The organism is Pelovirga sp., from assembly GCF_059864205.1.
This window is the reverse complement of the sequence record NZ_JCBCBS010000037.1, coordinates 1-14977: the sequence shown is the minus strand read 5'-3', so window position 1 is coordinate 14977 and position 14977 is coordinate 1. Positions and strand designations below refer to the sequence as shown.

The following is a 14977-nucleotide window of genomic DNA, read 5'->3' as shown; positions in this document are numbered from 1 at the left end:
AGTCTCGATGAGTTGCTGCCTACCAGCCGGGCTTATGGCAAAGGGCATGACAGTTTGATCGGGCTGGTCGCCGGCATGGTGGTGATGGCCTTGAGTTTATTGTTGATGATGTAGTTTTGTGGACTGATGATTACGGGCCGGCAATGGCAAAAAAATGCGAACTGAGGCACTTACAAAAGACATCCGCCGGCCACAGGTGGCCACTGTGGTGCCTTGTTGCACTCTTGTGCTTAATGCTGATCGGTTGCGGGGAAATCAACTATTATCGCCAGGCGGTGCTCGGTCAATGGCACCTGCTGGCCCAACGTCGCGATATTCAGGAACTGATCGCTGCTGAGCAAACACCCGCTGAATTGAAACAGCGCCTGGAGCTGGTGCAGGAGATCCGCGATTTTGCCGGCACCGAATTGTTGTTGCCTGACAATCGCAGCTACCGAACCTATGCTGACCTTAAGCGCCCCTATGCGGTCTGGAATGTCGTCGCTGCCCCATCCCTGTCAGTTGACCCGCTTACCTGGTGTTTTCCCGTGGCCGGCTGCGTGCCCTACCGTGGCTATTTTGATCAAGGGGCGGCCCAGCGGTTTGCCCAGGGTCTGGAAGGACAGGGATATGATGTTCATGTCTATGGCGTGGCTGCCTATTCGACCTTGAACTGGTTCGATGATCCGGTGCTCAATACCTTTGTCCATTACCCGGAAGCGCAGCTGGCCGGGTTGATTTTTCATGAGTTGGCCCATCAGCAGCTATACATTAAGGGTAATGGCAAAAACGACGGGGCGTTTAATGAATCCTTCGCCCAGATGGTGGAGCAGGTTGGTGTTGAGCGCTGGTTACTGTCGCGCCGGCAAGAGGACCAGATCACTGCCTATCGCCAGTACCGCTCGCGCCGGCAGGACTTTATCGAGCTGGTGTTGCAAACCCGTCAGGAACTCGAGAATTTGTACCAAAGTGATCTTGCAGAAGATATCCAGCTTGCGACCAAGAATCAGCTTTTAACTGAATTTCACCAGCGCTACGCGACCTTAAAACAACAGTGGGACGGGGATGGGCGTTTTGATGGTTGGGTGGCGCGACCGCTGAATAATTCTCATTTTGCCCTGGTGGCAACCTATCACACTTATGTGCCGGCTTTTTTTGCCCTGCTCGAACAATCTGCTCAAGACCTGCCGTCATTTTACCAGAAGGCAGCAGAGCTTGCGGCTTTAGCGCCGACACAGCGCGATGCGATACTGCAAACCCTACTGAACGAAAACGATTGACAGTGCTGGTGCCGTTCCATTGACCCATTGATGTCAAAAATCCAGCAGCAAATTCTATCTTGTGTTGACTCTATCGACTTTTCATAAAAATGTGTCTAAATATTGACACATTATCAGCGAATCATTATATTCAGCTATTGGTAGGGACAATGAAAAGATGTCAGGCACCGATGTTTATTGACCCTGCAAGGCCTGATGCTTTCGCCAAAAGCATCAGGTTGGTGAGCTATTACTGCGGTGAGTAAATAACCTGTCATCCTCGCGTACTTTAGTCGGGGATCCATTCTTTGATGGCGTCGCAAAAACTCACCAACTGCCGCGTTGCTGCGTTTATTTCGCTGCTTCGACGTACGTAAGTACGCCTCATTGCTCAACAAACGCGCGCCTTGCATTTGGCGCTTTTTGCTTAGCCGGCTAACCGGATACTTTTTGCGAGAGCATCATTCTTTAACAGCCTAAAAACTCACTGGATTCCCGCTTTCGCGGGAATGAGGATGTGAGTTCAACTTTTAACTGTTTTGTTGCCGAAGCAATAACGTACCTCGAAGCAGTGAGACGATGGCGACTGTTTTCAGACTGGCGCAGCAGTTGGTGCGTTTTTGCGCCGCCATCAAGGCTTAATAGCCACTGAATGGGACACTACCTATGGGAACAGATGATGATTTCAACGGAATGATCGGCCATTCGCCGCAGATGCTCGAATTGTTTGATCTGATTACCTGCGTTGCCGAAGAGGGGAGCAGTACGGTTCTCATTCAGGGGGAGAGTGGTACGGGAAAAGAACTGATCGCCCGCGCTATTCATGATAACAGCCCACGCAAGGCGGGGCATTTTGTGCCGGTGAACTGTGCTGCTATCCCCGATGAGCTGCTGGAAAGCGAGCTGTTCGGGTATGTCAAAGGTGCTTTTACCGGCGCCATGCAGTCCAAGATCGGCCGGGTTCAGCATGCCGATGGTGGAACTCTTTTTCTTGATGAGATCGGTGACATGAAATCCACCCTGCAGGCCAAGTTGTTGCGCGTGCTGCAGGAACGGGAGGTGGAGCAAGTGGGGGGGGTGCGGCCAACCAAGGTTGATGTGCGGGTAATCGCCGCCACCCATCAGAACCTGGATAATCTGGTCGCATCGGGGCGTTTTCGCGAGGATCTCTACTATCGGCTGGCGGTTATTCCGATTGTTGCGCCCCCTCTGCGTGAACGGCGTGTCGATATTGCTCTGTTGATTGAGCGTTTTATTGATCGTTTTACCCGTCGTAAAAGTGACCGGCGCACCACCTTTGATCCACAGGCGCTGCAGAGCCTGATGGCCTTTGACTGGCCCGGCAATGTGCGTGAGCTGGAAAATCTGATTCAGCGTCTGGTGATACTGCATCGCGGCAAGCGCATCAGTATGAAAGAATTACCCGACAAATACCGCTGTGACGATGCTGCTGCTGTGCTTGAAGGCCTCGCAATCGCCTCATCAGCAAGCGATGCCGGGAGAGTAGCTGGTACCGATCACCTCATGGCGGGGCCGACGGATATTCACTGGAGTGACAATGGTGTGGATTTTAATGCGCTGATCAGTGATTTTGAGGATCGACTGATTCTCGAGGCGGTCTCCCGTAGTGGTGGCAACAAAAAGGAGGCGGCGCGGCTGCTGAAACTCAAGCGCACCACCCTGATCGAAAAAATCAAAAAGAAAAACCTGCCGGTCTAACTTGTGGCCATTCGGAAACCCTGAATGAACCGGACGCAAGTTTCTGATTCGAAAAGGAGCCGTTTCCGGACGGACACTAGCTGACTTTCTGGAAGTGCCTGGATACCGTGTTCTGAATCTCGTTGGTGGTGGCCGGGATCACCAGAATATCCCTGGCGCCATATTTGATCGCCCGCAGCACGGCTGAACGGGTCCACTCTTTTCCGGCAAAAATCAGCGGTGGCAGGGTGCGGTTGGCTGATTGAAGTTTGATCGCTGCGGCGAACCCCTTTTCACCTATCTGCGCCATCACCAGGAAAATTCCCAGAACCTGATACTGTTGCAGCAGCCCCTTGATATCATCCTGAAAGCTCGCTACCCGACAGTCGTAGGATGCCGAGGCGAGAATCTCGACAAAGGTCTCGGCGGCACCTTGCTGATCGCTTAAAATCAGTACAATCGGTGGACCGGTCGGTGCAGTTTCAGCTGTTGTCGTTGTTGCAGAAGCGGCCGGCGATGTTTGATCAGTGCCGGTGGCTACTGTCGGGTTCCCCCAGGCGTCAGCAGCCGGGGCATCCAGATCAAAAAGTTCCGCCGGAAAGACCAGTAACAGGCGGTGAAGCTCGTAGCTGTCCATGCCAATGGTAAAGGACGCCAGGTAATAGCTGCCTGCGGCAAACGGCTGATTGGAAGAGGAGTCAATCTGGGTTGGAACAATGGTCTGACTTTCGGTGCGGACAAAGCGCAGCTGCTGCGGGTATCCATCGAGAAAAACCCGGGTTAAGCTGCCGGCCAGAATATTTGCGATCTCTCCATAAGCAGCGGAAACTTCCCCGTCAAACTCTCCTTTTTGCATTTTTACGGCAATCTGGTCATCCGGAAGCATAATCAGGGTGCCACCCATGGCAATTGCATCGGGAACCTGGGTCAATAAATACCCCACCCCTTTTTTATCACCACTGACCTTCATTCGGGTCAGGATCGCCTTGTTCACGCAATGAGAAGAGAAAAGTTCCTCTTTGGTCGTCATTACCAGTTGGGTGTCACTGCACCTGAGAGTTTGGCCGAGCAGGGCGCCGATTTCGCCCGTCAGGGTGTGCATTCCGGCTTGACAGACTGCATCTATGAGTGCCCTTTGCTTCAAAATAACCTCGCGTTGCGAAGAGGAGCCCAAGGCCAGGTGAGCTGAAACTGCAGCTCAACAAAAAAGCTGACCCTGGCTGGTGGTAAAATGTACGACAACCCGCTGACGGCTTTTCAGGAGCGGGGATGATCTGGGACTGCCCTGCAAGACCGCCGGCACCGGGGCAGTGGCTAACTACCATGGCAGCAAGACTACCGGTCAGGTTGATCATGGTCGGGGCATGACAACCGATCGCCTGTTTGCCGGATTCAAAGGTCGGCTGAGCGGCGCTATCGATGCAGATCATGCAGTTGAAGGTCTCATCGGTTGTTGCTGATATTAGTTTTAGCAAAATTCACAGTAACTGTTCAGCACTGGATCTTCGGATCCTATGACAAGGGACGCGATTGTTTCCCGTTGGGTCATCCATGACCGCTTGTTGTCGCCGTCCATGGCGACAAACACCCTTGCCACAGGAGCCAAAGGCCCTGCGCAAGGATAGTGCTGAATAGTTACGATTCAAATTGACGTCCTGAACGAATAGTTATTGCTCGGGGATGGAGGGACCGGCCGGGTCAGAGCTGCGTATAGTCAACAATCAATACCCGGAATTTTTGTTTCATTTACAAATTGCCCTTGTGATAGAGCGCCGGTTTTATTTTTTTCCCCGGAATGTCGACAACCTCGCTGACTTTATTAACCACGAGGCCGAACCCGGTTGAATTAACACGGACGACGATAATGCCGGTACCGTCATCATCGCCGCGTCATACATTGGTATCTCTGCGCTGCTTAAGAGTTTTTCAGCGGTGTTATAGCGGGCTTCTTTTTTCGCCGCCGGCGTTTGCGGCGAAGCGGGAGCTTAGACGGCGAATCAGCGCCGTTGATAGCTGGATGCCATTCCTGCAACAGCGGCCGGAGATCGGGTCGAACCTCAGTCCAGAGAGTAAAGAGCTCCATCGCGTTGGCGGTGGCGGGGTGGCGCAAAAATTTCTGTTCGCCACGCTGGCCGCGGCCACGGACCAGCCGAAAACAGCCGAGGAGCAGGTCGCGCGCCTGGATACGGATGCCGGCGGCGATGCTGAAATAACGGCAGTGGGGTGTCAGAATATCGTTGGCGGATTGTACGGCGGTTGTAATGGCGGTGCCGCGCTCCGGCGGGCAACTGTCCATAAACAGGCGCAGATAGAGTGCCGCAAGAGCAAAGCTTTCATCGATGGCCGTGCCGCAGCGCGTGCGTGCGTCGACCTGCGCCAGCATGGCGATTCCTTCGTCGGTACCCGGGTAACCGGCGAGCAGATGCGGAAGCATGCCAAGCTCCCGGCAGTGGCGTAATACCGGAGCAGCGATGCCGTAACGGAATAGCGCCATGACCTCTTCGCGCACCCGTGCCGGTGCAGCTGTGGCCAGCAGTTCCCGGTGTTCTTCGATGGCTGGGATAATGTTGTCGCACAGGTTGAAATCGAGACGGGCAGCAAATTCGATGGCGCGTAACATGCGCACCGGATCTTCGACAAAGCGCACCAGCGGATCACCGATGACGCGAATCAGCCGTTGCTTAAGATCAGCAAGGCCGCCAATATGATCGACGACGCTGAAATCAGCGATATTATAGAACAGGGCGTTGATGGTAAAATCGCGACGATAGGCATCCTCGCACGGGCTGCCAAAAAGGTTCTGGACAAAATGCAGATGATCGCCGGGATCGTCGGGAAGTTCTTCCGGGGAGACCTCGCGGCGAAAGGTGGCGACCTCGATCAGCTTGTTGCCGGCAAAGCGGATATGGGCGAGGCGAAAACGGCGTCCGACGAGAAAACAGTTACGGAACAGGCGTTTAATCTGGTTGGGAGTGGCATCGGTGCCGATGTCAAAATCTTTGGGCGTGCGCCCGAGCAGCAGATCACGTACGCTGCCACCCACCAGATAGCTTTTGAAACCGTTCCGGTGCAATCGGTAAAGCACCTTCAGGCAATCTTCATCGATCTGCTGGCGTGAGATCGGATGCTGGTCGCGTTGGAGAATAATGGGCAGGTCAGGATTCATGTCAGTCCGCTGATAAGAGCTGGTTAGAGTCAGGCGGACTATAGCAATTCAATCAGTGAAAAAAAACCGTTTTGATTGGAAAAACGGCAGTCTTTTTATTAGCCTGCCGCAATTATCGGACCTATTGGTGAGCAACTGTGATAAAAACTTTGGATGCACTGGTTATATTGGGCGCGACTGCCGGCGGTAAAACCGCCCTGGCAGTGGCAGCGGCACGACATTTCGGTGGTGAGATAATTTCCGCCGATTCACGCCAGGTCTATCGTGGAATGGACCTGGGAACCGGCAAAGATCTTGCTGAATATGGAGAAATTCCCTATCACCTGATTGATATTGCAGAGGCCGGCAGTGAATACAACCTCTTTCAGTTTCAGCGCGATTGCTACGCGGCAATAACCACGATCCGTCAGCGGCGCGCCTTACCGATTATTTGCGGCGGTACCGGCCTCTATCTTGATGCGGTGCTGAAGGGCTATCATCTGGTTGAGGTAGCGGAGAATCCGCAACTGCGTGAACAAGTGGCAAGCTTAAGTGATGAACAGTTGCGTCAGCGCTTGCTGGAATTGAAGCCCCGGCAGCACAACCGCACCGACCTTGATGATCGTGACCGTCTGGTGCGCGCTTATGAAATTGCCCTTGGCGAAACCACCGCAGCACCAGCCGAACCCTTCGTCTGGCGGCCGCTGGTGTTCGGCTTGCGCTGGCCGCGTGTGGTTCAGCGCCGCCGCATTGCGGTGCGGCTGAATGAGCGCCTGGAGCAGGGGATGATCGCGGAAGTTGAGGGGCTTTATACTGCTGGCGTCAGCTGGGAGCAACTGGAATTCTACGGCCTTGAATATCGTTATATCGCGCATTACCTTCAGGGGAAATTGCGCCGTAGCGAAATGGTTCAGCAACTTGCCGTCGCCATTGGTCAGTTTGCCAAGCGTCAGGAAACCTTCTTCCGGCGGATGGAAAAGCACGGGGTGCAGATCATCTCGCTTGATGCGCAAAAAAATCCCTTCGCTCAGCTCTGTTCTTATGTTCAACAGTACCGGATCGACCTTTAAATGCAGCGCCAGCTGAAAAAATACCTCGATAATCGTGCTGCCCTGGCTCCCTGGCGGTTGGCCGGCAGCAGTACGTCAACCGTAGATGCTGCGCTTGTGATTCCGGCACTGGCAGAAGCGGATAGCCTGCCGGCGACCCTCCAATCCCTCGCAACCAACGATCCTGATCTGCTCAAGCGCACCCTGGTGATCGTGGTGGTTAATCAGCGCCAGGATGTGTCGGCAACCCTGCGGCGTAACAACGAGAGGACCCTGTCCTGGTTGGCATCCCAACCCTGCTCACCGCTGCAGTTGAACTGGATCGATGCCGCCAGCACCGCTTTTGAGCTGCCGCCCGGGCAGGGGGTCGGACTGGCCCGCAAGATCGGCTTTGATGCGGCATTGGAGCGGCTTAACTGGAACAACGGCCCCTTTTTGATTTCCCTTGATGCCGATACCCTGGTTGATCCTGATTATCTCACGGCACTGTTTCGCCACTTTGCTACAGCGCAACAACCTGGTGCCGTGCTGCCCTTTCGCCATCAGGCAGCAACAGATCTGGTCGAGGAAGAGGCTATCCGCGCTTATGAGCTCTATCTGCGCAGCTACCGGTTCGGGCTTGAAACGGCCGGATCGCCCTATGCCTATCATAGTATTGGCAGCGCCTTTGCCTGTCGGGCGCAGGGTTATATTGCCGCCGGCGGGATGAACCGGCGGCTGGCCGGTGAGGATTTCTATTTTCTCCAGCAGCTCAACAAGGTCGGCGGGGTTGCAGCTTTACAGGGAACGCTGGTGCACCCGGCTTCGCGTTGTTCGGAGCGCGTGCCTTTTGGTACCGGGCGCATCGTCGCCCAGTCTCGGCAGGGAACGCGGCCCGCTTACCGCCTGGTTACTGCACAGGCCTTTGCCCAACTGCAAGAGTGGCTGAGGATGGTTGCGGCGCAGCCCAATGGTACGGCTGACGACCTGCTGAAACGGGCGCAGCAGATTTCAAGGGAGCTTGCCGCCTTTCTCGTTGAGCGCGATTTTTCTACCTCCTGGGTGCGATTGCAGCGAAATCACGCTAGTAGCACTCAACGACTGCGTGCCTTTCATCACTGGTTTGACGCTCTGCGCACCCGTCAACTCCTCACCCGTCTGACAGCAGCTGCTGACGACCCAGCCTTGCTGGTGACAGAATTGCTGGGGTGGGGCGGTTATGAAGGCTGTCATGATGCCGCAGCGCAACTGGCGTTGCTGGAAGCTTTGCAGGGGGTATGCAGGCACAGGGACTGATGCAGGGATTAACGACGAGATTCGCAAGGTTTTGCTTGGCTCCGTTAGTCCAATGATGGCAGAATACCTCTTTTGTTTGCGTACTCACTAACCTTAATCTCCAAGTACAGGTTTGCTTTATGACGCTGCTTTATCGTATCGCTTTATTGATGTTTTTGGTGCCGGCGTTAGCTCTGGCTCAGTTGCCAGATCAGCTGCTGGAGGATTTTGCCCCGGCCGACGGAATTGTGCTGATGGCCATAGGTGACTCCTGGCTGGTGGATCTGGATATCAATCAGAATTTGCGCCCGGGAGATATCCTTTCGGTCATGTCTCCCGGTGAAACCATCGTTCATCCGCAAACCCGTGATATTGTCGGTCGCATCGATCACGTCGTCGGCTTTCTGGTGGTTTCCCGTGTCATGTCCGGTTATTCCTATGCGGATCTGCTGACCAAGGAGTTAAGCCTGCAGGCGGGGGATCAGGTACGGCGTTTCGAACGAATCCCGGCCTATATTGATGGCGCTGTTCCGGAAAACCTGGCGCAGGAACTTAAACGCAGTCTGAGTCATCTTGAGTGGGTTGCCACACCTCCTGACACCGCGGACCCGGGACTGTCCTTTCAGTTGCAGAACGAGCGTCTGAATGTTACCGGACGGGCCGGTGCGGTTGTCGGCAGTTACCGTTACAGCACGGGGCAAGAGTTGGTACCGATGACACCTGCCATTCGTCAAACCGAGCCGGTTGCTCCTGTTGGTCCCGAGCGCAGTGCGCTGAATCGCGGTGTTGATTCCCTGCTTGGCACTGTTGGCTTGTCGCGTGGCGATACCCGTCTGGAAGCACCGGGGATTGCTCGTCAACAACAGTCCGATGGTGTCTGGATCAGCCCGCCGCTGGGTGAGAATCCAGTTGGGTTGGCCGTTGGTGACCTGACCGCTGATGGGCGTAGCGAGATTGCCATTGCCCTGGAAAATGAACTGCGCATCATGCGGATGAAGGATGGCCAGTTTAGCGCTGTCGGCGTCGTCAGTTTTCCGGCTGGTACGCGACTGCTGGCGATTGATGCTCACGATCTTAACAAGGATGGTCGTGCCGAACTCTATATCACTGCCGTCATTGACAATGATCTGCGCAGCCAGGTGGTGGAATATCGTAATGAGCGCTTCGAGCGGGTTATCACCATGGTCAACTGGTTCATGCGGGTGGTCGATCTGCCGGGTGAAGGACCAGTCCTCCTTGGTCAGCGCCTGAGCCGTAGTGATGAGCCATTTTTGCCGCCGGTATTCCGCATAGAGCGTACCGGCGACCGTCTGTCGCGCGGTGCTGATCTGGATTTGCCGGCGCGGATTAATCTGTTCAGCATGCTGCCGATTACCGCCGGCAATGGTGAAACCCTCTATGCTTCATTATCGGCCGATGATCGTTTGCAACTGGTCAACAGCAGCAATGACCGCCTGTGGCGTTCCAGCGATTACGTTGGCGGTTCGGATATCAGTTTTTATAACCGCCCGGAATCTGAGGCGACAATGCGTGTGCCGGTCGCCATGCAGAAGCGTCTGGTGCGTCTGGCTTCGGGTGAGATTTTGACCATCCAGAATCAGGGGTCACGTTTGCTGCAAGGGTTGCGCACCTTTAGCGATGGACAACTGGTCGCCTATGAGTGGGATGGTAGCAGTTTACAGCTTATTGAGCGCTGGCGCACCCCGCGGCAAAAAGGATATATCGCTGACTTTATCGTTGCCGACATTGATGACAATAGTGAACTGGAACTGATTGTCGCCATGCGTTTCCAGGAAAAAAACATCCTGCAGCGTGGTCATTCCGCCCTGATGGTGTTTAAACTACAACAGTAACATCTATTAGTTACGGCTGGATTGATCCAGCCGTATCTCTTTTTGCTTTGCTATGGTGACCGCGACACTCCCCATGAATATTCTCTCCCTCCATCAGGTCAGTCTGGCCTTCGGTGGTCCTAAACTTCTCGATAGCGTCAATTTGCAGATTGAGGCCGGTGATCGTATCTGTCTGCTTGGGCGTAACGGTGCCGGCAAATCGTCGTTGATGCGCCTGCTCAACGGCGACATTCCGGCTGACGCAGGCGAGATCCAGCGCCGCCAGGGGGTGCATACCGCCTACGTTCCCCAGGACTTTCCCAGCCGGTGGCCGGGGACGGTGCGTGACTATCTGCTGCAATCTGGTCAGGCACAAGGGATTGACGAGCTGACCCTGCAGGTGCGGATTGATCAACTCGCCGGACGTTTGGAATTGATGTTGGATGAACCGCCAACCGATCTTTCCGGTGGTCAGCAACGTCGTACCTTGCTGGCGGCAGCACTGATTCTCGAACCCGACCTGATCCTGCTCGATGAACCGACCAACCATCTTGATGTCGAGGCGATTATCAAACTCGAAGAGATGCTGCTGCGGCTCGGGAAGACACTGGTTTTTGTCAGTCACGACCGCGCTTTTGCCCGCCGTCTGGCAACACGGATTGTTGAACTTGATCGTGGCCGCTTGCATGACTATCGCTGCGACTACGACACCTTTCTGGAGCGCCGCCAGGATGTTCTGCATGCCGAAGAAAGGGCCTGGGAGCGTTTTGATCAGAAGCTGGCTGAAGAGGAGGTATGGATCCGCAAGGGGATCAAGGCACGCCGTACCCGTAATATGGGACGGGTGCGCGATTTGCTGAAATTACGCGAGGAGCGGCGCCAACGGCGTGAGCGTATCGGCAAGGTACGCCTGAATATCGATGAAGCACAGCGCAGCGGGCGCCTGGTAGTAGAAACGCAGGGCTTGAGTTTTGCCTTTGACGACAGTCCGGCGTTGATTAAGAATCTTGATTTGCGCATCATGCGCGGTGATCGCATCGGTCTGCTCGGGCCTAATGGCTGTGGTAAAACCACCCTACTCAAGCTGCTGACCGGCGAATTACAGCCGACGACCGGTACCCTGCGCCTGGGAACCAATCTGGAAATCGCCTATTTTGATCAATTGCGTGACCAGCTCGATGGTGATCGCAGTGTCAAGCAGAACCTCGCTGATGATCACGATCAGGTCATCATCAATGGCCAGCCGCGCCATATTTATGGTTACCTGCAGGATTTTCTTTTTACCCCTGAGCGGGCGCGCACGCCGGTTCGGGTCCTGTCCGGTGGGGAAAAAAATCGCTTGCTGTTAGCCAAGCTGTTCACCCGTCCGGCGAATCTGCTCATTCTCGATGAACCGACCAACGATCTTGATATGGAAACCCTCGAGTTGCTTGAGGAATTACTCCTTGATTATCAGGGGACGGTGCTGTTGGTCAGCCACGACCGCAGCTTTATCAACAACCTGGTGACCAGCTCCCTGGTGTTTAGCGGCAACGGCAGGGTTGAGGAGGTCATCGGTGGTTATGATGACTGGCTGGCGCAGCAACCGGTGCTGGCCCCTGGTACAGAAAAAAAAGCGAAAGCGGCTGCCCCGGTGCGCAAAGAGCGACAGCGCAAACTGACGTTCAAAGAGAAAAAAGAACTGGAAGAATTGCCCCTGACCATCGAGACCCTCGAAGCCGAACAGGCAGAGTTGCATCAGCGCATGGCCGACCCGACACTGTACCAGCAGGGGGGCAGCGCGGCGGTTACCGCGACGAACCAGCGGCTGGCTGAGTTGGAAGCAACGCTGGAGAAAGCCTACGGGCGCTGGCAGGAGTTGGAGCAGATCCCGGAGTAAACCTTTAATGCAGAGGTGCAGGTGAGTTTGATAGCTGATTTGAACATATTGTTGCCAATCTTTTTGCCACCAAGGCACCAAGAACACCAAGGGGATCTGAAGACCTGAGAACATAGCGTCGGATTTTTAACTTTCAGCAATTCAGCCCTAAGGTTTTCTTGGAGAACTTGGAGCCTTGGTGGCTAAATTTTTAAGGTAGCGCTTCAGCGAGCAGGTCGAGGATATGCAGGGCGCGTTGGTTGCCGCCTGAGTGATTGATGCTGTCCTGCAGTTGCATGATGCAGCCGGGGCAGTCGGTGGCTACCAGCGTGGCACCGGTTTCCTCGATCAGGGCCGCTTTTTTGGCACCAATCTTTTTGCTGGTATCATAGTGATAGACCGAGTAGGTTCCCCCCAGCCCGCAACAGCTCCCCGCCCCTGGCAATTCGACAAAATCGACCTGGGGCAGGGCTTTGAGGATCGCCCGCGGTTCCTTGGTGATACCGTGATTACGCAGGTGACAGGGATCGTGGTAGGTGACCTTGATGCGCTTTTCCGCCTTGGGCAGTTGCGCCAGTTTTTCCGGCAACCCCTGCTCGACCAGATAGACGAAGATGTCCTTGATTTTTTTCTGATACTCCCCTTCACCGCCAATCATCCCCGGATAAATCTGCCTCAAGCCCGAATGGCAGGAGGCACAGGCGGTAACGATGGTATCGTAGCGGTGTTTGCTGAACATCTCCAGGTTGATGGAAGCCAACCTTTCCACCGTGTCAGTGGCACCGGCTGATACCGCCGGCAGACCACAGCAGGCCTGCTCCTGGGGAATCAGAATGGTTACCCCGAGAAACTTCAGCGCCTTGATCAAGGCTTCGCCGCTTTCCGGATACATGTAATTGATGCCGCAACCGGTAAAAAACAGGACGGTCGGGGCGCCCTCTTTACCGGGGATCACTTCGGGAAAGCGTTCACGTAAGGGTTTAGCGGTGACCGGCGGCAAGGTCCGGTCGGCACTGATGAAAGGGGCAGGAAAGCGCAGGTGTAGCCCGCTACTCTCAGGGATTTTTTTGAATAACAGGCGCGACAGTTTGCCACCGCTTTTGGCCAGCAGATTCATCAGTTTCGGGTGTTTAAGCACCGTTGCTACACCGAAACCAAAGCTGGACAATCCCTTGCGTCGGGCGATCTCGCGCCGCGTGGCGGCGACAATCTCTTCGGTCTGGACTTTGTTGGGGCACTGGGAGTAGCAACTGCCGCACAGCAGGCATTGGGACATATCGACAAGGAACTGCTCCTCCAGATCAACCTCGCCGTCGAGCAAGGCATCCGCCAACGCGATCTTCCCCCGCGCCACTCGCCCTTCATGGCGTTCAGCACCAAAGGCCGGGCAATGGGCACGACAGCCACCGCATTTAACGCAATGTTTGATCTCGTCACGATAATCTTCAAGGGTTTTAAGTTTGGCCATTAGCTTAAATTTCTGCCACCAAGGCTCCAGGCTCACCAATAAAATCAAAAAACTTAGCTTCTCTTGGCGTTCTTGGTGCCTTGGTGGCTAACAGGTTTTAAACATCACTCGGGAAGATTTTTCCCGGGTTGAGGATGTTGTTGGGGTCGAGGGCTTTTTTGATGGTTTTCATGTAGTCGATGGCAGCCGTGCCCAGCTCCATGCCGACAAAAGGCGCCTTCATGATCCCGACGCCGTGTTCACCACTCATGGTCCCGCCAAGCTCCAACGCCCCGGCAAAGACATCGGCGATGGCCCCATCGGCTTTTTCTTGTTCACCGGGAATCTTGCTGTCGATCATGATATTGACATGAATGTTGCCGTCGCCGGCATGACCAAAGTTGACGATAGGAATGCCGTACTTGTCAGAGATCTTGTCGATTTTGCGGATCATTTCCGGCACTTTGGAGCGTGGAACGCAGATATCCTCGTTGAACTTGTCCGGGTTGACGCGGCGCAGTGAGGCCGAGACCGAGCGGCGAATCTGCCACAGGGCTTCACTTTCTTCCGGGGTTTCAGCGATCCGGGTTTCCACCACCCCTAAGGGTTTGATGATGGCGGCGATTTTCTGTGCCTGCTTGTCGAGAAACTCGCGGTCGCCGTCGACCTCAATGATCAGCAGGGCGCGCGCTGCTTGCGGAACCTGCAGATTTGTCGCTTCGCGGACACAGTCGATGGTGCGACCGTCCATGAACTCCAGGGTCGCCGGGATGATCTTGCCGCGGATGATGTTTGACACCGCCTGGGCGGCGCCATCGATGGAGTCGAACAGCACCAGCATGGTTTTTTTGGCTTCCGGTAACGGCAGCAGTTTGATGATGATCTTGGTGATGACCGCCAGGGTGCCTTCGCTGCCGCAGATCAGTTTGGTCAGGTCGTAGCCGACCACCCCTTTCATGGTGGGACCACCGGTGGTAATGATGTCACCGGTCGGGGTGACGATCTCAAGGCCGATGATGTAGTCCTTGGTAACGCCGTACTTGACACAGCGCGGGCCGCCGGCACACTCGGCAACGTTGCCGCCGAGGGTCGACATTTTCAGCGATGCCGGATCGGGCGGGTAGAACAGACCGACTTTTTCCACCGCTTTTTGGAAATCTTCGGTGACTACCCCGGGTTCGACAGTGGCGACGAGGTTTTCCTCGTCGATCTCCAGGATACGATTGAGGCGGGTTAAGCCAAGGACAATGCCGTCCGATTGGGTCGGCAGGCTGCCACCGCTGAAGCCACTACCGGCGCCGCGAGGATAGATGGGGATATGGTGCCGGGTGGCCAGCGCCATGATCCGGCTGATCTCTTGCGTGGTGCCGGGGTGAACCACCGCTGCCGGCAGAAACTTGCGCTGGGTGGCATCGTAGGAGTAACAGATCAGCGAAGCCTTGTCGGTGAGGACATG

General features: G+C 55.1%; 11 protein-coding genes and 1 pseudogene. 7 read left to right on the top strand and 5 right to left on the bottom strand.

Features of this window, described 5'->3' with window-relative positions; translation table 11 throughout:
- Positions 1-233: 233 nt before the first annotated feature.
- Positions 234-1259: an aminopeptidase gene (locus tag AC6F7T_RS02080; protein ID WP_500716312.1), complete on the top strand. Its 1026-nt coding sequence runs from the start codon at positions 234-236 to the stop codon at positions 1257-1259.
- Positions 1260-1904: 645 nt separating this feature from the next.
- Complete coding sequence (locus AC6F7T_RS02075; protein WP_500716311.1) at positions 1905-2957, top strand: sigma 54-interacting transcriptional regulator; 1053 nt, start codon at positions 1905-1907, stop codon at positions 2955-2957.
- 76 nt (positions 2958-3033) lie between these two features.
- On the opposite strand, the gene AC6F7T_RS02070 is transcribed toward AC6F7T_RS02075, so the two are convergent.
- Entirely contained in the window at positions 3034-4038 is a 1005-nt protein-coding gene (locus tag AC6F7T_RS02070; RefSeq protein ID WP_500716310.1) for a hypothetical protein, read from the bottom strand.
- 208 nt (positions 4039-4246) lie between these two features.
- Between AC6F7T_RS02070 and AC6F7T_RS02065 the strand changes: the two genes are divergently transcribed.
- Complete coding sequence (locus AC6F7T_RS02065; protein WP_500716309.1) at positions 4247-4396, top strand: hypothetical protein; 150 nt, start codon at positions 4247-4249, stop codon at positions 4394-4396.
- A gap of 286 nt (positions 4397-4682) precedes the next feature.
- On the opposite strand, the pseudogene AC6F7T_RS02060 reads toward AC6F7T_RS02065, so the two are convergent.
- Positions 4683-4805 (bottom strand): annotated as a pseudogene (locus tag AC6F7T_RS02060) (hypothetical protein); the annotation flags it as partial.
- A 46-nt stretch (positions 4806-4851) separates the two neighbouring features.
- Positions 4852-6102 (bottom strand): polynucleotide adenylyltransferase PcnB, encoded by a 1251-nt coding sequence (pcnB, locus tag AC6F7T_RS02055; protein WP_500716308.1) that lies wholly within the window; start codon positions 6100-6102, stop codon positions 4852-4854.
- 137 nt (positions 6103-6239) lie between these two features.
- Between pcnB and miaA the strand changes: the two genes are divergently transcribed.
- From miaA to AC6F7T_RS02035, 4 genes are all read left to right on the top strand, one after another.
- Positions 6240-7151, top strand: coding sequence for a tRNA (adenosine(37)-N6)-dimethylallyltransferase MiaA (miaA, locus tag AC6F7T_RS02050; protein WP_500716307.1), 912 nt, complete (start codon positions 6240-6242; stop codon positions 7149-7151).
- Positions 7152-8405, top strand: coding sequence for a glycosyltransferase family 2 protein (locus AC6F7T_RS02045; protein WP_500716306.1), 1254 nt, complete (start codon positions 7152-7154; stop codon positions 8403-8405).
- 119 nt (positions 8406-8524) lie between these two features.
- Positions 8525-10237, top strand: a complete 1713-nt coding sequence (locus AC6F7T_RS02040; protein ID WP_500716305.1) for an FG-GAP-like repeat-containing protein — start codon at positions 8525-8527, stop codon at positions 10235-10237.
- Positions 10238-10310: 73 nt separating this feature from the next.
- The gene (locus AC6F7T_RS02035; RefSeq protein ID WP_500716304.1) at positions 10311-12095 is read left to right on the top strand and encodes an ATP-binding cassette domain-containing protein; all 1785 of its coding nucleotides are present in this window, start codon (positions 10311-10313) and stop codon (positions 12093-12095) included.
- 190 nt (positions 12096-12285) lie between these two features.
- Here AC6F7T_RS02035 and AC6F7T_RS02030 read toward each other — a convergent pair whose 3' ends face one another.
- Positions 12286-13542 (bottom strand): heterodisulfide reductase-related iron-sulfur binding cluster, encoded by a 1257-nt coding sequence (locus AC6F7T_RS02030; protein ID WP_500716303.1) that lies wholly within the window; start codon positions 13540-13542, stop codon positions 12286-12288.
- A 97-nt stretch (positions 13543-13639) separates the two neighbouring features.
- Positions 13640-14977, bottom strand: a 1338-nt coding sequence (locus tag AC6F7T_RS02025) for an FAD-linked oxidase C-terminal domain-containing protein (RefSeq protein ID WP_500716302.1), incomplete at its 5' end; no start/stop codon positions are given.